Annotated in this window: 18 protein-coding genes and 1 tRNA gene; 6 read left to right on the top strand and 13 right to left on the bottom strand. The window is 71.6% G+C overall.

Going from position 1 to position 19,905, the window contains the following annotated elements; genetic code table 11:
- Positions 1 to 26 precede the first annotated feature (26 nt).
- The 3 genes from AB0I04_RS35515 to bcp all read right to left on the bottom strand — a co-directional run bounded on the left by AB0I04_RS35515 (position 27) and on the right by bcp (position 1,106).
- Positions 27 to 99: transfer RNA gene (locus AB0I04_RS35515), tRNA-Leu, on the bottom strand.
- Positions 90 to 590, bottom strand: coding sequence for an HNH endonuclease signature motif containing protein (locus AB0I04_RS35510; RefSeq protein WP_360894732.1), 501 nt, complete (start codon positions 588 to 590; stop codon positions 90 to 92). The genes AB0I04_RS35515 and AB0I04_RS35510 overlap by 10 nt, the downstream gene beginning before the upstream one ends.
- A gap of 45 nt (positions 591 to 635) precedes the next feature.
- On the bottom strand, positions 636 to 1,106 hold the full coding sequence (gene bcp, locus AB0I04_RS35505; protein ID WP_360894729.1) for a thioredoxin-dependent thiol peroxidase: 471 nt from the start codon (positions 1,104 to 1,106) through the stop codon (positions 636 to 638).
- A gap of 167 nt (positions 1,107 to 1,273) precedes the next feature.
- Between bcp and AB0I04_RS35500 the strand changes: the two genes are divergently transcribed.
- Positions 1,274 to 1,573: a DUF3618 domain-containing protein gene (locus AB0I04_RS35500; RefSeq protein ID WP_360894726.1), complete on the top strand. Its 300-nt coding sequence runs from the start codon at positions 1,274 to 1,276 to the stop codon at positions 1,571 to 1,573.
- A gap of 72 nt (positions 1,574 to 1,645) precedes the next feature.
- Here the strand turns inward: AB0I04_RS35500 and AB0I04_RS35495 are convergent, their stop codons facing one another.
- The 8 genes from AB0I04_RS35495 to AB0I04_RS35460 form a co-directional block, all read right to left on the bottom strand.
- Entirely contained in the window at positions 1,646 to 4,273 is a 2,628-nt protein-coding gene (locus tag AB0I04_RS35495) for a sugar-binding protein (protein ID WP_360894723.1), read from the bottom strand.
- A 53-nt stretch (positions 4,274 to 4,326) separates the two neighbouring features.
- Positions 4,327 to 5,118, bottom strand: a complete 792-nt coding sequence (locus AB0I04_RS35490) for a carbohydrate ABC transporter permease (RefSeq protein ID WP_360895025.1) — start codon at positions 5,116 to 5,118, stop codon at positions 4,327 to 4,329.
- Between the two features lie 5 nt (positions 5,119 to 5,123).
- A complete protein-coding gene (locus tag AB0I04_RS35485; protein ID WP_360894720.1) occupies positions 5,124 to 6,026 on the bottom strand; it encodes a sugar ABC transporter permease in 903 nt (300 codons plus the stop codon).
- On the bottom strand, positions 6,023 to 7,366 hold the full coding sequence (locus tag AB0I04_RS35480; protein ID WP_360894717.1) for an extracellular solute-binding protein: 1,344 nt from the start codon (positions 7,364 to 7,366) through the stop codon (positions 6,023 to 6,025). Before AB0I04_RS35480 ends, AB0I04_RS35485 begins: the two co-directional genes overlap by 4 nt.
- A 79-nt stretch (positions 7,367 to 7,445) precedes the next feature.
- On the bottom strand, positions 7,446 to 8,564 hold the full coding sequence (locus AB0I04_RS35475) for a carbohydrate kinase family protein (protein ID WP_360894714.1): 1,119 nt from the start codon (positions 8,562 to 8,564) through the stop codon (positions 7,446 to 7,448).
- Between the two features lie 132 nt (positions 8,565 to 8,696).
- The gene (locus tag AB0I04_RS35470; protein ID WP_360894712.1) at positions 8,697 to 9,881 is read right to left on the bottom strand and encodes an amino acid deaminase/aldolase; all 1,185 of its coding nucleotides are present in this window, start codon (positions 9,879 to 9,881) and stop codon (positions 8,697 to 8,699) included.
- 40 nt (positions 9,882 to 9,921) lie between these two features.
- The gene (locus AB0I04_RS35465; RefSeq protein ID WP_360894710.1) at positions 9,922 to 10,695 is read right to left on the bottom strand and encodes a PHB depolymerase family esterase; all 774 of its coding nucleotides are present in this window, start codon (positions 10,693 to 10,695) and stop codon (positions 9,922 to 9,924) included.
- Between the two features lie 261 nt (positions 10,696 to 10,956).
- Complete coding sequence (locus AB0I04_RS35460) at positions 10,957 to 13,059, bottom strand: hypothetical protein (protein ID WP_360894707.1); 2,103 nt, start codon at positions 13,057 to 13,059, stop codon at positions 10,957 to 10,959.
- Between the two features lie 340 nt (positions 13,060 to 13,399).
- On the opposite strand from AB0I04_RS35460, the gene purU reads away from it, so the two are divergent.
- The 5 genes from purU (at position 13,400) to AB0I04_RS35435 (ending at position 17,457) form a co-directional block, all read left to right on the top strand.
- Entirely contained in the window at positions 13,400 to 14,245 is an 846-nt protein-coding gene (gene purU / locus AB0I04_RS35455) for a formyltetrahydrofolate deformylase (protein WP_360894704.1), read from the top strand.
- A gap of 131 nt (positions 14,246 to 14,376) precedes the next feature.
- Positions 14,377 to 15,021 (top strand): DUF6286 domain-containing protein, encoded by a 645-nt coding sequence (locus AB0I04_RS35450; protein WP_360894701.1) that lies wholly within the window; start codon positions 14,377 to 14,379, stop codon positions 15,019 to 15,021.
- Position 15,022: 1 nt separating this feature from the next.
- On the top strand, positions 15,023 to 15,577 hold the full coding sequence (locus AB0I04_RS35445) for an alkaline shock response membrane anchor protein AmaP (RefSeq protein WP_360894699.1): 555 nt from the start codon (positions 15,023 to 15,025) through the stop codon (positions 15,575 to 15,577).
- Positions 15,578 to 15,583: 6 nt separating this feature from the next.
- Positions 15,584 to 16,771, top strand: coding sequence for a M20 family metallopeptidase (locus AB0I04_RS35440; RefSeq protein WP_360894696.1), 1,188 nt, complete (start codon positions 15,584 to 15,586; stop codon positions 16,769 to 16,771).
- A 137-nt stretch (positions 16,772 to 16,908) separates the two neighbouring features.
- Positions 16,909 to 17,457: a DUF4352 domain-containing protein gene (locus AB0I04_RS35435; RefSeq protein WP_360894693.1), complete on the top strand. Its 549-nt coding sequence runs from the start codon at positions 16,909 to 16,911 to the stop codon at positions 17,455 to 17,457.
- Positions 17,458 to 17,605: 148 nt separating this feature from the next.
- On the opposite strand, the gene AB0I04_RS35430 is transcribed toward AB0I04_RS35435, so the two are convergent.
- Positions 17,606 to 18,409 carry a methyltransferase domain-containing protein gene (locus AB0I04_RS35430; protein WP_360894690.1) on the bottom strand — a complete coding sequence of 268 codons (804 nt, stop codon included), beginning with the start codon at positions 18,407 to 18,409 and terminating at the stop codon, positions 17,606 to 17,608.
- Positions 18,410 to 18,431: 22 nt separating this feature from the next.
- Positions 18,432 to 19,805, bottom strand: coding sequence for an L-serine ammonia-lyase (locus AB0I04_RS35425; protein ID WP_360894687.1), 1,374 nt, complete (start codon positions 19,803 to 19,805; stop codon positions 18,432 to 18,434).
- Between the last annotated feature and the right edge of the window lie 100 nt (positions 19,806 to 19,905).

The raw sequence follows: 19,905 nt of genomic DNA, 5'->3' as shown, positions 1-19,905 counted from the left end.
TTTCCGATGTCGTGAACATCACAATGTGGGGCCGGTGGGATTCGAACCCACACTGGTACGGACCTAAACCGTAGGCCTCTGCCATTGGGCTACGGCCCCGCATACTTCTTGCCGTTCATTCTACCGGCAAACGTGGGCGTCTGTGAGTGGCAGTTGGGACAGAGGAAGCGAAGATTCTCCTTGCGATTGTCGAAGTAGTCCCCGTTGATGTGGTCTACGTGCAGGATCAGCGGCTCCCCCTTCCACATCGCATCCAGGCCGCACTTGCCGCAGCGATAGGCCACACCGGTCTCGATTAATGTCCGCCGCAGGATTTCCCCTCGCTGTCGTCCAGCCTCACTCGGGCGGATGACGAAGACCTGATCGGGTGTCAGACGCTGCGAAGACCGTTTCCCTTTGTTCGGTGACGGACGGCAGAAATGGGAAGTGTCGATGTCCAACCGCTTGAGTCGGCGACTGATGTGCGCGTGTGATCCTCCGGAGAAGGGGATCCCGATATAGCGCAGGACACCGGCGATGCTCGTCGAGGCGGCGGCGGCCTCGGCGAGCAACTCCGGAGTGTACGTGTAGTTGTACTTTCTGTTGACCATGGCGTGAAGGTAGCGCCAGGGTCGGACAGTCCCGGGGCGGTCGGGTCAGACGCCGAGCTCCTTGAGGATGCGCTCGACGTGGCCGGTGGCCTTCACGTTGTAGAAGGCCTTCTCGATCTTGCCGTCGGCGTCGACGACGAAGGTCGAGCGGATGACACCGATCATGGTCTTGCCGTAGAGCTTCTTCTCGCCGTACGCGCCGTACTCCTGGAGGACCTTGGTGTCGGGGTCGGCGAGTAGCGGGAAGGTCAGCTCGTCGCGGTCGCGGAACTTCGCGAGCTTGGCCGGCTCGTCCGGGGAGATGCCGAGCACGGTGACGCCGGCCTCCTCCAGGGTGGGCAGGGCGTCGCGGAAGCCGACGGCCTCCTTGGTGCAGCCGGGCGTCATGGCCGCCGGGTAGAAGTAGACGATCACGCGCCGTCCGCGGTAGGAGGACAGCGAGACGGGGTTGCCGTCGGCGTCGGGAAGCGTGAACTCGGGGGCGACGTCCCCGGGCCCCAGTCGCTGCTCCGTCACAAGATCATCCTTCCGGTCGAGCTGAGTCCAACCGTACCCGTGTCGCAGCATACGGCGCGTGATCGGGGTACAAGTCGGCCAGGGAGCGATGTTCGGCGGCGGCACCTGACAGACTTGTCCTGGGCCTCGCCGCCGAACTCCGATGATGACCGCAGGAAGGACACCTCATGGCCGATAGAGCCCGCGACCCAGCGGCGATTGAGCGGGACATCGAGCAGACGCGCGAGGAGTTGGCGCGCAGCATCGACGAGCTCGCCGACCGGCTGAGCCCCAAGCACGCCGCGCAGCGTGGCATGTCGAGGGCCAAGGAGGAGGCCGGTCGGGTCGCCGAGGACATCGGCGCCCTCGTCCGGAAGGAGGGGCAGGATCGGCCCCGGAGCCCGCTGACCGGTCCGGTGCTGATCGGGGCCGGTGTCGTGGCGACGGCCGTCGCGATCCGGATGCTCCTGCGCCGGCGTCGCCGCTGATCGTACGGGCGAAGCGCCCAGGTCTCCCACGCGAGAGACCTGGGCGCTTCGTCGTTCCGGCGGACTCGCCGGTCAGCGCAGGGGCACGGCGGTGCTCGCGGTGCCGCCGGCCTGGGCGTCGAAGGCGACGGTGAGCGTGCCGGTGGCGCCGGGGATCGTGACGGTGCTGGTCCCGGCCCCGGTGACGTTCACCTTCGCGGAGCCGAGGATCTTTCCGTTCCAGACGTAGGCGTACGCGGTGCCGGGGCCGGTGGCGCGGAGCCGGAAGGTGACCGCACCGCCGGCCACGGTGGGCCGGCCGGTGACGCGGGCGGTGTCGGTCCGGGGCGCGGCCGGTCCGGCGGCGAGGGGGACGCCGATGCGGGCGGCCTGCAGGATCGACTGGGGGGAGTTGACGGACAGCGCTGCGGTCTTGGAGATCACCGGGGGCGGCGCGGTGGTGGGCCGGCCGGGCGGCGGGGTGTAGCCGGGGAGGGTGGCCAGGCCCCAGCGGTAGGGGTCGCCCTGGACGCCGCCCCAGGTGGACCAGCCGATGCGGGTCTGGCCGGTCTTGTCGATGGTGTCGGAGTCGTAGATGAAGATGTCGAGGCCGAGGCGGGCCGGGTCGACGGCGGCGGGCACGTCGGCGAGGGGGATCTTCGTCTCGACGGTGTATCCGGTGTAGGGCTTGTCGACGACCGAGGCGACCTTCATGCCGGGGGCGGTCTGCGCGCCGGGTCCCTGGTGGTTGTCGGCGTCGCGTTCGAAGCAGGGCGATCCGGCGGTGGTCGTGGGCAGGATGCCGGTCTTGAAGGTGGTGGAGGTGTTCTCGGCGTCGCCCTGCGGGTCGAGGGCGATCTCGACGGAGTCGGTCCGCCAGTGGCGTTTGCAGTCGGCGGGGTCGAGGACGCTGCCCTGTTTGTCGTCGGTGACGTGGACGAGGACGTAGAGGGCGTCGTCGTACCAGGTGACCTTGCCGGTGGCGGAGCAGTCGGCGGCCGACTCGCAGGCGGTGCCCTCCCAGAGCCGGGACAGGTTCAGTGTCGGGCCGGGGTATTCGGCGGCGGAGTCCTTGCCGTCGACCGTGGGCTCCTTGGCCGCGTGCGGGATGGTGGTGGCCGGGACGAGTTCGAGCGCGGCGTTCGCGACGTCTGGGGCGCCGGAGGACGTCGTGGTGATCGTGTAGTCGTAGTCGCCGCCGGTGCCGCCCTGGTTGGCGGTCGGCAGTGAGGCGTCGGTGTTGCGCACGGTGAAGGTCACCGATCCGGTCGTGCCGGCGGCGAGGGTGTACGCCTTGGACGCGGCGTCGGCGGCGAAGCCCTTCGGCAGGTTGAGCGCGACGGTGCCCTTCTGGGCCTCCTTGGTGGTGTTGGCGAGGTCGACGCGGACCTGGCGGGAGCCGCCGGAGGCGAGGGTGAGGACGCGCTTGACCCGGTCGGACAGTTGCGGGACGCCGGTGGCGGCGGCCCAGGCGTCGAAGTCGGAGACGCGGGGGAGCGGCTGCTGGCGGCCGGTGACGGCGGGTTCGACCTCGACGGCGCGGCCGGTGGTGCCGGTGCCGTGGGCGGTGGTGAGTGTCGCGCCGAGCCGTACGCGCCCGGCCTTTCCGGCGGGGGTGACGGTGAACGCCGCGGTGCCGTGCTGGAGCGTTCCGGTGCCGGTGGCGGTCCAGCCGGCGGGCAGGGACAGGGCGACGCGTCCGGGAGTGGAGGCGTGCGCGGTGACGGTGAACGGCTCTCCGTGGGCGACGCCGAAGCGGCTCGTCGTCAGGGAGAACTCGGTGCCGAGGGGCAGGCCGCCCTTGGCGGGGTAGGTGGCGCCTTCGAGTGCGGCCAGGGGGTCGTGGTTCCCGCGGGTGAACGGCACGCGGCTGTCGACCAGGGTGAAGTAGTCGCAGCCGATCTTGTTCGGGTCGCTGGGCGGATCGGGGTTGTGCGCCCAGCCCTGGCTGGCGTAGAGGCGTGCGGCCTCGGTCTCGATCTGCGCCCAGGTCTTGCCGCTCGCGGAGGCGCGGCCGTCCCAGACGCCGTAGACGTCGGCGCTGGGGTCAGTGGGTGTGAAGGTCGTCTCGCAGGAGGGGCCGGTGCCGGCCTTGACGAGGTGCTCCTGGTGGAGGAGGCGGGCGGCGCGCCAGGGTCTGAGGTGCTCCTTGGTGAGCTGTTCGGGGAAGGCCTTGGGGTCGGCGGCGAGGTAGTAGGCCTCGACGGCGAGGCGTCCGGCCTCCTGGTGGTTGCCGTGCTGGCTGGGAATCGGGGACGGCGTCATGGTCGTGATGACCTTGGGGCGCGTCTCGCGGACGAGCCGGACGACCTTGGCGAGCGTCGAGTCGTGGTCCCAGATGTCGCGGGTGAGCTTGTCGCTGACGGTGTAGTAGAAGTCGACCTTGTCGAGGTAGTGGATGTCGGAGATGCCCGCCTTGGCGACGGCGGCGCGTTCCTCGCCCTCGCGGAGCAGGCCGAGCGCGGGGCCCTCCTCGGTGCCGACGGCGTTGCCGCCGCCTTCGCCTCGGGTGATGGTCAGCACGCCGGTCCTGACGTGGGCCTTCTCGTGCCACTGCCCGTACGTGGAGAGGTTGAAGGACTCGTCGTCCGGGTGGGCGCCGACGAAGAGGACGTCGAGCCGGCCCGGCCGGGGGTGGTCCGGCGAGGCGGCGTGGGCGGGAGGCGCGAGGCCCATCAGGCCCGCGGCGAGTGTCAGGGAGAGGGCGAGCGTCTTGCGCATGGGCGTCAACTCCTTGTGGGATAACGTCCCCGGCCGAAGCCTGGTCCGACCTGCTATTCCTTGATCGCCCCCGAGAGCATTCCGGCGATGAAGCGGCGTTGGAGGAAGACGTAGACGAGCACGACGGGCGCGGCGACGATCAGCGCGGCGGCCATCAGCATCTGGTATTCGGTCTGGTGCTGGCCCTGGAAGATCGACAGGCCGAGCGGCGCGGTGCGCAGGTCCTCGTTGGAGTTCATGATGACCAGGGCGAGCAGGAACTCGTTCCAGGTCCACATGGCGATCAGTACGACCATGGTGAGGATCGCGGGGCGGCCGACCGGCAGCAGCACCCGCCACAGGGTGGTCCAGCTGGAGGCGCCGTCCATGCGGGACGCCTCGATGAGGGATCGGGGCGCGGACCGGAAGTAGGCGCGCATCCAGAACACCCCGAAAGACACGGACTGGGCGATCTGCGGCAGCATGAGGCCGGGCAGCGTGTTGTCGAGGCCGACCGAGCGCAGGTCGAAGTACAGCGGGACGACGATGGCCTCGGTCGGCACCATGAGCCCCGCGAGGAACACGTAGAACAGCGCGGTCGCGCCCTTGAACTCCATCGTTCCCAGGGCGTACCCGGCCAGGACCGACAGCACCGAGGCGGCGACGACGACCACGGTGACGACGATGAGGCTGTTGGTCAGGTACCGCGCGAAGTGCCCCTTCCGCCACGCCCCGGTGAACGCGTCGACGGAGAAGTGCGGTAGGCCGAACGCCTGGGAGGCGACCGCGAGCAGCGGGAACACGGCGATCACCGCGAAGACGATCAGCACGCCGTACGTGGTGGTGCGCTCGGCGCGGGAGGTCATGGGTGTCACGCGCGGCCCTCCACGAGGCGGCCGACCCCGGCGGTCACGGCGAACACGATGATCGCGATCGTGATGCCGATGGCGCAGGCCAGCCCCACCTCCCCGGTGTTGAACGTCCGGTTGTAGACCTCGTACGCCGGGACCCGGGTCGCGTCGCCGGGACCGCCGCCGGTGGTCAGGTAGATCAGGTCGAAGTTGCGGAGCGCGGCGATGATGGTCAGTGTCAGGGCCACCGACAGCTCCCGCCGCAGCCCGGGCAGCGTGACGGCGAAGAACTCGCGGACGGCCCCGGCGCCGTCCACGCGCGCCGCCTCGTACAGCTCGCGGGGGATCTTCTGCACGCCGGCCAGGAACAGCACCATGGCCAGCCCGATCTCGGCCCAGGTGCCGATGAGCCCGACGGACGGCAGCGCCCAGGTGAAGTCGCCGAGCCAGCCGCGGGCGAGCCCGCCGAGGCCGACGAGGCGGAGCGTGCCGTTGATCGGGCCGTGGTCGGAGTAGATCCACTGCCAGGCCACCGCGACCGCGACCATGGCCACGACCTGCGGCAGGAACAGCACGGTACGGAAGAACGTCAGGCCGCGCGGCCGGGACCGGGACATGACGGCGACGAGCAGGAACGCGATGCAGCAGGGCAGGACGGCGTAGAAGAACACGAGCACGGCGGCGTGCCAGAACGTCCCGCGCAGGTGCGGGTCGCTGAACGCCTGCGTGTAGTTGCCGAGCCCCGCCCAGGTGCCGACGGTGAGCCCGTCCCAGTGGAACAGCGAGAGGTATGCGCCGTGCAGCAGTGGCCACAGCAGGAACGCCGCGTAGACCACCAGCGCCGGGAGCACGTAGAGGTAGCCGACGCGGCGGGGCTCGCCCGGCGGTGCGGCCCCCGCCCTCTCGGTGGGAAGGGGCTTCACCGCTTGGCCAGGAAGGCGGCGTAGTCGCGCTGAGCGTCCTGCATGCCCTGCTGCGCCGTCTTCCTCCCAGCGATGATCTCCTGCAGTACGCCGCCGAGCGTGTCCAGGAACGTCGTCGTGGAGTAGTCCAGGTACGGGACGAGGATGTCCTTGTCGCTCGCGGTCTTCCAGGCGGCGGACAGGTCGCGCCCCACCGCGGTGGTGGGCTGCGCGCTCGCCGGGGCGACGGCGGCGAGGCCGCCGGTCTGGGTGACGACGTCCATGGCCTGCGGGGTGGTCATGAAGTTCAGGTACGCGGCGGCGACGTCGGGGTGCTTGGACTTGGAGGTGATCACGAGGGGCAGGCCGGGGCCGCCGAGCGTGGCCGCGGGCGCTCCGCCGGCCTGGGCGGGCGGCGGGAGGAGGTAGCGGACCTTGTCCCCCATCTTCTTCTGCAGGTCCGCGGCGAACCACGGCCCGCCGATCAGGAACACGCCCTCGCCCTTGGCGAACGGCCCGGGGGAGTCGTTGTACTTGCCGGCGTTGACGTCGGAGGGGAAGTAGCCGTTCTTGGCCCAGTCGGCGAGCTTCTGCGCGGCCTGCACGATGGATGGATCGGTCCACGCGCCGCCGCGGCCGAACACCAGGTTCCGCAGCGCGTCCTTGCCCGTCGTCTGGCCGAGCAGCACCCCGAACTCGTGGATGGCGGGGAACTTCTCCAGGTTGGCGAGGTAGATCGGGGTCTCGCCCTTGCCCTTGGCCGTGGCCAGATCCTGCTCGAACTCCGCCCACGTCGTCGGCGGCTTGATGCCCAGCTTGGCGAGCTTGTCGGTGTTGTAGTAGATGCCGACGGCCTCACCGGCCATGGACACGCCGTACAGGCTGCCGGAGCCGATGCTCTTGCCGTCCGGGGTGACGCTGTTGAGCTGGGTCAGCCCGGCGGGGAAGCGCTTACGGAACCCGTAGGCCTGCTCGTACGGGTCGAGGGGCACGAGCGCGCCGGCCTTCACGAGGGCGCCCATGATGCCGTACCCCTGGTTGGCCTCGACGACGTCGGGCGGGTTGGCGCCGGACAGCGCGAGGCGCAGCGTCTTCTCCAGGTCGGTGAAGGACCGCGACACCCTCTTGATCGTCACGTTGGGGTACTTGGCGTGGAAGGCCGCGTTGAGCTTCTCCATCTGCTCGTTCTGGCCGCCCAGGACCTCCTGGTCCCAGACGGTCAGCGTGACGGGGCCGGCCTTGGCGATGTCCGTGCTGACGGCGGAGGGCGTCTTCGGTTTGGACTTGCCACCGCCCGACCCGGGGGCGCAGGCGGACACGGCGACCAGCGCCGCTGTCAGGACCACGAACGGTTTCCGCATGGCGGGGCTCCTTCGTCAACCGAACCGGCGGCCAGGTGTTCTCACAAGATCTTCTTGCTGGTGGCTCCGATCGTTACGATCACGCCTGCCGTACGGTCGGCTCGGCCCGGGCGACCGTGTCGACGGAGGAGTCGGGGATGAAGGGGACGACGAACGCGTAGTCCTCCAGGATCTCGTCGGGCACCTCGCCGGACTCGCCGAACGCCGCGATCTCCCCCCAGCAGGGCGAGCCGAGCGACCCGCTGAAGTGCCGGACGGACAGGCCAGCGCAGAGGTTGGCGAACCGGAGCCGCTCGGCCAGCGGCCAGCGGGCGAGAGTGCCGTAGACGAAACCGGCCGCGAAGACGTCACCGGCGCCGGTCGGATCGAGGGCCTTGACCGGCAGCGCGGTCGTCTCGGCGCGCTCGCCCGTGGTCGTGTCGACCGCGATCGCGCCGTCGCCGCCGCGTTTGACCACCACGACGGGGACGCGCTCGGCGAGGGCGTCGAGGGCCTCCTCCGGCGTGCTCGTCCGGGTGTAGGCCATGGCCTCCACGGCGTTGGGCAGGAACACGTCGACCAGCTCCAGGCGGTCGAGCACGTCGACGGACCATGTCTCGGTGGGGTCCCAGCCGACGTCGGCGACGACCGCGGCGCCGCTCTCGCGCATCGTCGCGGCCCAGCCCGGCACCGGGTGGGCGAGGTCGAGGAAACAGGTCTTGGCCTTCGGCGGAGTGCCCACGAGGGCCTCGGGCAGCACCGGCATGGGCCGGTGGTAGGTGACCATGCTCCGGTCGGCGTCGTACGCCAGCGACACGGTCACCGGCGTGGGCCAGCCGGGCAGCCGCCGGGAGTGGGAGAGGCGCACGCCCTCCTGCTCGGACAGGGTCCGCCACAGGTAGGCGCCGAACATGTCGTCACCGAACGCCGCTGCCAGGCCGACGTTCAGCCCGAGACGGCTCATCGCGACCGCGATGTTGGCGATGCCGCCGGGCGCCGACCCCAGCCCGTCGGTGATCAGCTCGGTGCCGGGCGGCGGAAGCCCCGGCAGGCCGGTGAAGATCATGTCCATGAAGACCGTGCCGGCCAGGAAGACGTCCAGCCCTCCGGCGTCGCCGTGCAGGAACTCGGCGGCGGTCTCCCGCTCGACGCACGGATCTTCCAGCCGCGGCTCGGGCGGTCGGCCCGGCGGCGCGATCATCGGTTTCACTTGGTCCACGGCGCCTCCCCTTCACTGGGGATTTATCACTGTCGTACGACAGTACGCGGTGCTGGAGCGTTCCCGAGAGAATGTACGCGAAGTCCCCTTCCCTCTCTCAAGTCATCCTCGGGCGCTCCCGCACCGGCCGGGTCAGAGGAAGGTCCGGCCCTCGCCGCGATAGGTGGGAACGGTGTCGACGACCCGGTCGCCGTCGATCAAGTGGAGGGCGTCGAAGCGTTCGCACAGCTCACCGGCCTTCGCGTGCCGGAACCACACCCGGTCCCCGATCCGCAGCCGGTCGGCGGCCTTGCCGAGCAGCGGGGTCTGCACCTCGCCGGCGCCCTCCCGCGCGTCGAAGCGCAGCCCGGCGGGCAGGTACGGCTGCGGAAGCCGGCTCCGGTCCGCGACGCCTGAGGCGAGGTAGCCGCCGCCGAGGACGGTGACCACGCCCGGCGCGGGCCGCCGTACGACGGGAAGGGCGAACAGCGCCGCCGGGCTGCCGGAGAAGTTCGTGTAGTGGTCGAACAGCACCGACTGGTACAAACCCGAGCCCGCCGCCACCTCGGTCACGGCCTTCTCGGCCGCGGTCTTCTCGACGCTGCCGGTCCCTCCGCCGTTGACGAACTCCAGGTCCGTGACCTCCCGGACCGCCTTGACGATCAGCGCCCGGCGGCGTGCCAGCTCGACGCGCGACTGCGCCTGGATCAGGCGGACCGCCCGGGAGAAGAGCGGTTTTCCCGGCGGGTTGTCCCCGACGCCCGCGATCTGCGACTCGTACGCCATCAACCCGACCAGCCGTACGCCCGGGCGGCGGTCGATCTCCCGGGCCAGCTCGGCGGCCTGATCCGGCGTCCGGACCGGAGATCGGAGCGCTCCAACGCGGAGGCGGCCGCCGGCCGCGCGCCAGGCGGCGTCGATGTCGATGCAGACCCGGACGGGCCGGCCGCCGGTCGCCTTCTGGATGAGGTCGAGGTGCTCGACGCAGTCGACCATGACGGTCACCGTGGACGCGGCGTGGTCGTCGTCGGCCAGCCGCGCGAGGGCGGTCTGGTCGGCGGTTGGGTAGGCGACGAGGATGTCCTCGCTGAGCCTCTCACCGGCCAGCCACAGCGCCTCCGGAAGCGTGAACGCCATGACGCCGGCGAACCCGTCCATGGCCAGAACCTGTTCGAGCAGCGCCCGGCAGCGGACGGACTTGCTGGCGACCCGGATCGGCTTGCCGTGCGCGCGCCGGGTCAGGTCGGCCGCGTTGGAGCGGAATGCTGCCAGATCGACCATGGCGAACGGGGGTTCTAGGTGAGATGTGGCCATGTCGTACCGTTCGCGCAGCGTCATGCCCGCAGCGTGCCACAGAACGGACGAATATGAAAAGGCTTCACGTCCGGGGATGAGCGGCGAAGAAGTCCCAGAGCCGCCGGCTCGCGTCGGACGGCCACTGGTGCCCGCCTCCCTTGACGGCGCACAGGACCACCTCCGCGCCGCCGTCGCCCCGCCCGGTGGATCGGCAGCCGTGATCGTCGGCCGCCCGGAGCGCGGGCAGACGGTCGGCCCGGCGCCAGAAGTCCACCGCCCGGCTCACCGGCGGAAACGGGCGGCGGTCGTTGAAATCCCGGTGCCCGCCGCCGTTGAACGGGACGTTGTGGTCCGCGGTGCCGTGCCAGATCATCACCGGCACCGGCTCGCCGGGATGGCATGACATGGCGAGCGCCGCGGACACGACCCCGATCGCGGCGACCTTCCCCGCGGCCTCGCAGGCGAACCGGTACGCCATGCCGCCGCCGTTGGAGAACCCGGTCACGTAGACCCGCTTCGGGTCGGCCAGCCCGATGCCGGTCAGGTGGTCGATGAGCCTGCGGAGGAACCCGACGTCATCGATGTGCGCCAGCCGCGCGGGCGCGCAGCAGTCCCCGGCGTTCCAAGTGAAGGCGAACCCGTCGGGATAGACGGCGACGAATCCATGGTCGTCGGCCAGGGCGTCGAACCCGGTCTTCTTCTCAAAGCCGGTCATGTTGTCGGCCCCGCCGTGCAGGGCCAGCACGACGGGAAGCGGCCGCGCCGGACGCCCCGCGCGAAAACGCTGCTTCCCCAGGGCCGGCGGCACGTGGACCAGATACTCCCGGTGACCCGGCGTACCCACCTCGATCTTCATCCGATGCGTCCCCACCGCCGTGGGAACGTCACCCACCGACCTCGGCGCCTTGCGCCCCGAGGAGGTCGTCGGCCGAGCCGAGCCGTGAGGCCCGGAACCCGCAGACTTGCAAGCGCCGAGAAGAAGAAGCCCGGAGAGCGCCAGCACCGCAACCCGTCGCATGCCCCGGATCTAACCCGTCCGAACCCTCGAAAACTACTCACAGGTGGCACGAATCTGTGCGTACTGCGGCGCCGCTACGCGGAGCCGGAGCGGTGGGGTTCAGCCTTCGGCTGGGCGGAGGGTGAGGCCGGGGGCCGGGGCGGTCGGGGAGCCGGTGTCCTCGCGGCTCTGCAGGGCGGTGACGGTCGCGGCGAGTGCCAGGGGGACGGCCACGGCCAGGGCGAGGGCGGGCACCGCGATCCCCGAGTCGTTCACCGCGCCGCCGACCAGGGCCGTCACGAACGCCCCGGACAGGCCGGCGCGCAACATGGGGGCGCGGTCGTAGGCGAGCTGCAGCCCGCCGGCCCCCGCGCGGCCCGGCCGGTGCAGGACGAGGAGCAGGAACAGGAAGGCCGCGATCACGATCGGCAGGAGCGTCGGATTGCCGAACGTGTGGACCATGGCGGTGAACTTGCGCTCCAGCCAGGGCAGGGCGTTCCCCTGGACGAGCTGGCCGAAGAAGCGGCCCATGTGCGTCTGCTGGGCGGGTGGGCGCAGGTAGTCGAGGTACGCCACGCCGAGCACGAGCGCCATGCCGGCCCCGCGCAGCAGCTGCAGCCGGATGAAGGACACCCGGCGGCCGCTCACCAGCAGCGCCGTCGTGGCGAGGCCGGGGACGAACGCGATCAGGCCGCCGAAGTCGCTGCCCCACGCGGTCCAGCTGTCCAGGAGCGCGGCGACCAAGGTCATGGCGAGCACGGCGGCGACGGCCGCCCGCCGGCCCCGGCGGGGTTCGAGCCACTGCGCCACCCCGGCGGCGGCCAGCAGGGTCGAGGTGGCCAGCACCGCGAACGCGATGTTGCCCATGCCGTAGTAGCGGCCGCCGACCAGCGGGGAGTACCCCATGAGGCTGTTGAGCTGCAGGTGGCTGCCCGTGAGCAGGTCCGCCCCGAGCACGGCGGCGGTGACGCCCGCGATCAACGTGCCGGGGCCGAGCACCCACCGCCGCCACGGCCCGCTGACCGCGGCGGCGACGATGAGCGCGTCCACGGCCGCGATGCCCGCGACCAGTGAGGGGAGCGGATGGGAGCCGTGCCACCACGGCACCAGGTTCACCAGGTACGTCGACACCGGAACGGCGGCCGCGACCAGGGCGGTCAGGCGCGTGGCGGCGAGGATGCGGGTGCGCCGCCGCCCGGCCCACCGCAGCTGGAGCGCGATGGCCGCCGAGCCGTACAGCAGCAGCTGGGCGACCACGAAGGCGGCGAAGAAGCCGGGAAGGAGGTTCCGGTGGGTCTGGGCCGCGACGTCCTGGCTCCGCAGGTCCTGTACCGCCGAGTCGAGCGCGGCCGGGCGGGAGGCGTCGGGCAGCAGCGGGGTGCCGATGAGCGCCGCCGGGCCCGGCACGCCGAGCCAGGTCATCAGGGTCGCGGTGAGATCGGGGAGGATGACCATGTTGGCCCGCCGGGTGGAGTCCGAGCCGAGGTAGCGCCCGGCGGTCCCCGGCCCGGTCGCCAGTACGAGCCGCAGGTGCGGTATCCGGTCGTGGTCGGAGATCCCGGCGACCAGCACGTGGGCGTCGGCCGGCAGGCGCGTCAGCACCGTCCCGACCGCGGCGTCCGCGCGGCGCGCCTCGGAGACCCGGTCCGGCCCGGTGACGGCGCCCGCGTCGACGACGGTGGCGGCGCAGCGCGCCCAGTCGCCGGAGGGCAGGGCGGCGATGTCCGGCGCGTAGGCGTCGACGCGTCCGCTGGAGTCGCCGGCCCCCAGCGCGGCTCCGGCGCCCACGGCGGTGGTGCAGCCGCCCGCCCGGTGCACCGCGTCCCCGAACAGGCCGATGGTCCCGAACCCGGCGTTGGCGCGGCGGATCGCGGCGATGTCGTTCACGACGGCGCCCGTCCCGGAGGGGGAGACGGTGATCGGCTTGTGGCAGTACGGGCCCGACGCGGACCGGGCTCCGGCCGACACGGTGGCCCAGCCGTCATTCGGGCAGGTCAGCCGGCCCACCGTGCGGACCGACAGCAGCCCGGTCGCACCGCCCCGCGCGAGCTGCCACAGGTGCGGTGTCGCGGTGGGGCTCACGTCGCTCCACTGGAGCCCCGGGACGCCGATCAGCACGGCGTGCCGGGCGGGCGGCGCCGTCGCGGCGCGGGCCGGTGAGCCGTACAACGCGAGTAGCGCCAGAGCGAGCGACACCATCACGGCGATTGGGGCTCGCAGCACCTGATCATCTCCCTGGAGCGTCCGGAAACCCGGTGCGGAGAATAGTGGCCATCGGTCCGAACGTGCCCCGCCGTACACGTTAAGAGTCCTCGTCCGCAGGGTGAAGTATGGCCGTTCCCAACGTGTCGCGTCGCCCCGCGGCCGGGTCTTTTGCCCACTTCTAACATGGAGCCGTCAGCCCGGCGTCGTCCCTGGCCATGGCCGCCGATCCACCGGACACCCCTCAGGGCCTGCCTCACAGCGGGGCTTTGAGACAGGCCCTAGTCTCGTAGGGACATCACGGTCCGTAAGGGTTCGCCCCCGCGCTCCGTACGACCCATCGACGCCTGAAGGTACGACCATGTCCGAATACGTGCTGACGCTGTCCTGTCCCGACCGGCCGGGCATCGTGGCGGCCGTGTCAGGGGCGCTCGCCCAGCGCGACTGCAACATCCTGGAGAGCCAGCAGTTCGGGGATCGGAGCACCGGGCGCTTCTTCCTGCGCATTCAGTTCGAGGCGCCGGAGGGGCTCGAGGACGCGCTGTCCGAGGCGTTCGGCGCGCTCGCCGGGGAGTTCGCGCTGGACTGGCGTCTGCACGACCTGGCGGTCCGGTCCCGGGTGCTGATCCTCGTGTCGAAGTACGGGCACTGCCTGAACGATCTGCTCTACCGCCAGCGTTCCGGGCTGCTCGACGTCGATGTCGTCGCCGTCGCGTCGAACCATCCCGACATGCGTCCGCTGACCCAGTCGTACGGCATCGACTACCACCACCTGCCCGTCACCTCGGAGGCCCGCGCCGCCCAGGAGGCGGAGATCCTCGCGCTCGTCGAGCACTACCAGGCGGATGTCGTCGTGCTCGCCCGGTACATGCAGGTGCTGTCCGACGACTTCTGCGCGAAGCTGCCGGGCCGGATCATCAACATCCACCATTCGTTCCTGCCGAGCTTCAAGGGCGCCCGCCCGTACCACCAGGCGCACCAGCGGGGCGTGAAGCTGATCGGCGCGACCGCGCACTACGTCACCCCGAAGCTCGACGAGGGGCCGATCATCGAGCAGGAGGTGGCCCGCGTCGACCACACGCAGGGGCCGGAGGACCTGATGGCGGTCGGCCGGGACATGGAGTGCCTGGCCCTCGCCCGCGCCGTGCGCTGGCACGCCGAACACCGGATCCTGCTCAACGCCGAGCGAACCGTGGTCTTCCGCTGAGTTTCCCGTTCCCCGGGATGTCCGCGGATCGAGCATTACCGTGGGCTCCGTACGCTCGATGCAGCGATTCGACCCCCCGGCGAACACGCACGGTCATGCGCCGTGCGGCGGGTGACGGACGGGAGGTCGCCGTGGAGCGGATCATCGGTGACGGCGGTGCGCGGGACACGATCGCGTCGACCCTCGAGATACCGGCGCCCGACCGATCCGGCGTGCACCGGGCCGCCGTACGCCTCTTCCGGTCCCGCAGGACGCCGACCGCCGTCCTCACGGCGGCGCTGCTGACGGTCGCCGGCACGGCGACGGCGACGAGGGTGATCTCCACCCTGCTCGGCCATCCCGTCCCGCGGACCCGCGCCGTCGCCCACGCGGGCCGGCTACTGCGGACGACGGCGTGGGGCGATCCGGCGGTCCTCGCCGTCGCGGGCGGTGTCGCGCTCGCCGGGCTGCTGCTTCTGCTGGCCGCCCTGCTGCCGGGCCGCGGGTCTGTCGCCACGCTGGTGTGGAGCACCCGCCGGTGCGCCCTCGGCGTCGAGCGGGCGGGGCTGTGCGCGGCGCTGGAGGCCGCCGTCCTGGACGTGCCCGGCATCGCCGAGGCGCGGGTCCGGCTGCGCGGGATGCCACGCCGCCGCGCCGTCGTGCACGCGGCCACCGGATACCGGAACCCCGGCACCCTCCGGGAGATCGTGGCCGAGGCCGTACGGGCGCGGGGTGACGACATCGGCCTGGCGCGGGCGCCGCGGGTCGTCGTACGCCTCGACTGGCGGAGGGACTGACGTGACGAACCGGATCGGGCTCGCACCGACCGGCCTCGTGCTGCTGTGCGCGGGCGGCGCGGCACTGGCGACGGGACTCGGGGAGTTCGGGCCGCGACGCGCCCACCGGCCGATCTGGCCGGTTGCGGCGTCACGCTGGGTCGCGGCGCACGGCTGGTTCTGGCCGATGGTCGCCGCGATCGCCGGCACGGCCGCGCTCCTGGGGGCCGGATGGCTCATCGCCCTCGCCCGGAGCCGGAGACTGCGCAGGCTCGCGATCGGCGACGCGCGTTCCGGCCGGACGCGGATGGCCGCGCGCGTCGCCGTCCGCACGATCGTCGCGGACGTCACGGCGTACGACGGCGTGCACGCGGTACGGGCGCGACTGACCGGCCGGGCGGTCGCCCCGCGGATGCTGCTTCGCGTCACCTGCCCCGCCGACGCGGACCTCGCCGGGCTGGGGCGCCGCATCCGCGACGAGGCCCTGGCGCGTCTGCGGGCGGCACTCGCCCGCGACGACATCACCGGTGTTGTGATCTTCGACGTGGTGCCCGAACGGGGCGACGGCGTAGCGTGAAGTGCCATGACCTCCGTGCGCGCCACCGCAGAACTCCAGGACGATCTCGTACGGCTCCGCCGCGACCTGCATTCCGAGCCGGAGTTGGGGCTGGAGCTGCCGCGCACCCAGCAGAAGGTGCTCACCGCCCTCGACGGCCTTCCCCTGGAGATCGGCCTCGGGCGGTCGCTGTCGTCGGTGACCGCCGTGCTCCGGGGCTCCTCGGCCGGCCCCGCCGTCCTGCTGCGCGCCGACATGGACGCCCTTCCCGTGACCGAGCGCTCCGGCGTCGACTACGCCAGCCGGATCGGCGAGCGGATGCACGCCTGCGGCCACGATCTGCACACCGCGATGCTCGTGGGGGCGGCGCGGCTGCTCGCGGAGGCGGAGTTCGCGGGCAGTGTCGTCTTCATGTTCCAGCCCGGTGAGGAGGGCTTCGCCGGGGCACGTCACATGATCGCCGAAGGGGTGCTCGACGCGGCCGGGACGCGGCCCGTCGGCGCGTACGGCCTGCACGTCACCTCATCGGTCCTGCCGGGCGGCTGGTTCATGACCCGGCGCGGACCGCTGATGGCCGCCGCCGACGAGGTGCACGTCACTGTCCGTGGCGCCGGCGGGCACGGCTCGCAGCCGCACCTGGCGAAGGACCCGATCCCGGCGGCCTGCGAGATGGTGACGGCGCTGCAGACGTTCACCACCCGCCGCTTCGACGCGTTCGACCCGGTGGTCATCACGGTCGGCAGCTTCCACGCCGGCAGCAAGGCCAACATCATCCCGGACGAGGCGCGGTTCGACCTGACGATCCGCTCCTTCTCCCGGGAGGCGCACGCCAGGGTCATCGACGGCAGCGCCGGGCTGCTGCGCGGCATCGCGGCCGCGCATGGCCTGGACGTCGACATCCACCACGACATGGGGTATCCGGTCACGGTCAATGACGCGGCCGAGGCGGAGTTCGCGGCGGCCACGATCGGTGACCTGTACGGGCCGGAGCGCCTCGTCTGGGGGCCGAACCCCCTGACCGCGGCGGAGGACTTCTCGTTCGTGCTCGAGGAAGTTCCGGGGGCGTTCGTCTTCCTCGGCGCCTGTCCTCCGGATCGCGACCCGGCCACCGCCCCGTTCAACCACGCGGCGGACGCGGTCTTCGACGACGGCGTGCTGGGCGACGGGGCCGCGCTGCTCGCCGAGCTGGCCCTCCGGCGGCTGGCCCGCGCCTGACCTCGGTCGGCCGGCCGCCGGGGATGGCCGGTCGCCGGGGATGGCCGGTCGCCGGGGATGGCCGGTCGCCGGGGATGGCCGGCGGCCCTTATCATGATCCACCGGTGCTGACAGTTCGTCCAACGGGGAGCGGCGTCGTGCGGAGGCTGATCCTTGCCGCCGGAGCGGCGGCGCTGCTCGCCGGCTGCGGCAATCCCGCGGAGACCGCCAAGAGCTCTCAGTCGCCGAGCCCCTCGCCGTCCATCCAGGTCCAGCGGGTCAAGGTCGGCCAGGCCGTCACACTGAGCGGCGCCGACGACTCGGGCGGCGCAGGGCGGCTCCGTCTCACCGTCAAGGTCAAACAGATCGTCTCCACGGCGACCGGCCACGGCGCGTTCCAACAGCCCCGGAAGGGCGAGCGGTTCGTGGCCGTGCGATTCGTGCTGAAGAACGTCGGCGACGCCGCGTACGACGACAGCCCGACCTACGGGGCGAAGGCCGTGGACGGCGACGGCCGAACGTACGACCCGACCGAGGCCACGGTGACGGCCGGCCCCGGCTTCCCCAAGGTCGTGAAGCTCCAGCATGGTCAGGCCAGGGCCGGGTTCATCGTGTTCGCCGTGCCGAAGGAGGCGACGGTGGTCAGCGTGCAGTACGCCCTGAACGCCGGGTTCGCCGCCGACCGCGCCGAGTGGCGCGCGAGCTGACCACGGCATCGTCGTCACGAAGGCCAACGGTGCCGAGGTCCGGTTCGAGAAGCATCAAGCAGGACGGATGGCGTCCTCCTGCCCGGGTTCCGGACCGGGCGGCCCGACCGCCACCAGGCCGCCCGCCGTCAGGGCACCCCGCAGGACATCACCCGCGCGCCGACGAGTCGCCGGCGCGCGTTGATCGGATCGCCAGGGTGACCATCGGGAGATCGAACTCCCCGGACGCCGTCTCCGGCGTCGCGCGCAGGTAGTCGAGGATCCTCGCCAGCAACGCCGCCCGTTCGGCCTCGGGCAGGACCAGCACATGGGAGTGGGTGCCGATCGTCGCGGCCATCGACTCCGCGGTCCGCCGCTGCACATGCGGGAATTCGGTCTGCTCGATCGCGGGGAACTCCGCCGTCGGAGCGAACGCCGACTCGGCGTTCCAATCCTTGAGCGACGTCGTGCCCCGAGCCACCTCCTTGAGGCCTCTGACCCAGGGGACCCGGTGGTCGTCGATGTTCCACAGCGCGGCCAGCACGCCGCCGGGGGAGAGCACCCGCGCCATCTCGGGCAGCGCACGGCTCAGATCGAACCAGTGCAGTGCCTGCCCGATCACGATCGCGTCGACCGACCCGTCCGCCAGGGGGATCCGCTCGGCCGTTCCCGCGAGCGCCCGCACCTCCGGCAGGTGCGTGCGAAATGCCGTGAGCATGGCCGAGTCGGGCTCCACCGCGGTCACGTTCTCGGTATGGCGCAGGAGGCCTTCGGTGAGCTTGCCCGTGCCGGCCCCCAGGTCGAGGACGCGCAGCGGAGTGCGGCCGGCGACGGGCTCCAGCGCCCAGCGCACGGCGGAGTCGGGGTAGCCGGGGCGCTCCGCCGCGTAGGCGGCGGCCTGGCCGCCGAAGGACGACGCTCTGCGGGCGAGGGTCTCGGCATCGCTGTCAGGGAAGGAAGACGAGGTGCTCATTCACTCGACCCTAGACCGATCATCAGCACTCGATGACGTTGACGGCGAGCCCGCCGCGTGACGTTTCCTTGTACTTGTCCAGCATGTCGCGGCCGGTGTCGCGCATCGTCTTGATCGCGCGGTCGAGCGAGACGAAGTGGCGGCCGTCGCCGCGCAGCGCGATGCGGGCGGCGCTGATCGCCTTGATCGAGGCGACGGCGTTCCGCTCGATGCACGGCACCTGCACCAGGCCGCCGACCGGGTCGCAGGTGAGGCCGAGGTTGTGCTCGATGCCGATCTCGGCGGCGTTCTCCACCTGCTCCGGCGTGCCGCCGAGGACCTCGGTGAGACCGGCCGCCGCCATCGCGCACGCGGAGCCGACCTCTCCCTGGCAGCCGACCTCGGCGCCGGAGATCGAGGCGTTCTCCTTGATGATCACACCCATCGCCCCGGCGGTCAGCAGGAACCGTACGACGCCGTCGTCGGAGGCGCCCGGCACGAACTTGTCGTAGTAGTGCAGGACGGCCGGGACGATGCCGGCGGCTCCGTTGGTCGGGGCGGTGACGATCCGCCCGCCGGCGGCGTTCTCCTCGTTCACGGCGAGGGCGAACAACGTCACCCAGTCCATCGCGTGCAACGGGTCGGTGGCCGCCTCCGTCACGAGCTTGCGGTGCAGGTGCGGAGCCCGGCGGCGTACCTTCAGCCCGCCCGGCAGCAGGCCCTCGCGGGAGCAGCCGCGGGTCACGCTCTCCCGCATGACGCGCCACAGGTCGAGCAGGCGTTCGCGGATCTCCTGCGGGTCACGGCCGAAGGCCTGTTCGTTCTCGAGCATCAGCGCGGAGATCGACAGGCCGGTCTCGTGGGTGCGGTCGAGGAGCTCGGCGGCGGTGGCGAACGGATAGGGCACAAGGGTGTCGTCGGGCTTGATGCGGTCGGCGCCGGTGGCGTCCTCGTCGACCACGAATCCGCCGCCCACCGAGTAGTAGACCTTCTCCCGCAGCTCGGTGCCGTCGGCGTCGCGGGCGGTGAACCTCATCCCGTTGGGGTGATGGGGGAGTGACACCTTGCGCTCGAAGACGAGGTGCTCGCCCACCGTGAACGGCACCTCGTGCTCACCGAGCAGCCGGATGACGCCCTGCTCACGTGCCTCGGCGACCCGCGCGTCGGCCGTCTCGACGTCCACACGTTCCGGTGTGTCGCCTTCCAGCCCGAGGATGACGGCCTTGTCGCTGCCGTGGCCCTTGCCGGTGAGGCCCAGGGAGCCATAGAGGATGACGTGGACGGTCGCCGTCTTCTCCAGCAGGCCGTCACGCAGCAGGCCTCGGGCGAAACGGTGGGCCGCTGCCATCGGCCCGCCCGTGTGCGAGCTGGACGGGCCGATGCCGACCTTGAACAGGTCGAAGACGCTGATCGCCATGGTGTCTAGTCGGCCTGGCGGGCGGTGATGGCCTGCTGGTAGAGGCGGCCGGCGCGGTAGCTGGAGCGCACGAGCGGTCCGGACATCACTCCGGCGAAGC

The organism is Actinoallomurus sp. NPDC050550 (genome assembly GCF_040655075.1).
Classification (GTDB): Bacteria; Actinomycetota; Actinomycetes; order Streptosporangiales; family Streptosporangiaceae; genus Actinoallomurus.
This window is presented reverse-complemented; position numbering and strand designations above follow the sequence as displayed.

Coding starts and splice junctions, on each gene's coding strand:
- AB0I04_RS35495 (WP_360894723.1), bottom strand. CDS start 4,273: ATGCGCAAGACGCTCGCCCTCTCCCTGACACTCGCCGCGGGCCTGATG.
- AB0I04_RS35510 (WP_360894732.1), bottom strand. CDS start 590: ATGGTCAACAGAAAGTACAACTACACGTACACTCCGGAGTTGCTCGCC.
- AB0I04_RS35425 (WP_360894687.1), bottom strand. CDS start 19,805: ATGGCGATCAGCGTCTTCGACCTGTTCAAGGTCGGCATCGGCCCGTCC.
- AB0I04_RS35440 (WP_360894696.1), top strand. CDS start 15,584: ATGACCTCCGTGCGCGCCACCGCAGAACTCCAGGACGATCTCGTACGG.
- AB0I04_RS35480 (WP_360894717.1), bottom strand. CDS start 7,366: ATGCGGAAACCGTTCGTGGTCCTGACAGCGGCGCTGGTCGCCGTGTCC.
- AB0I04_RS35470 (WP_360894712.1), bottom strand. CDS start 9,881: ATGACGCTGCGCGAACGGTACGACATGGCCACATCTCACCTAGAACCC.
- AB0I04_RS35430 (WP_360894690.1), bottom strand. CDS start 18,409: ATGAGCACCTCGTCTTCCTTCCCTGACAGCGATGCCGAGACCCTCGCC.
- AB0I04_RS35490 (WP_360895025.1), bottom strand. CDS start 5,118: ATGACCTCCCGCGCCGAGCGCACCACCACGTACGGCGTGCTGATCGTC.
- AB0I04_RS35465 (WP_360894710.1), bottom strand. CDS start 10,695: ATGAAGATCGAGGTGGGTACGCCGGGTCACCGGGAGTATCTGGTCCAC.
- purU (WP_360894704.1), top strand. CDS start 13,400: ATGTCCGAATACGTGCTGACGCTGTCCTGTCCCGACCGGCCGGGCATC.
- AB0I04_RS35500 (WP_360894726.1), top strand. CDS start 1,274: ATGGCCGATAGAGCCCGCGACCCAGCGGCGATTGAGCGGGACATCGAG.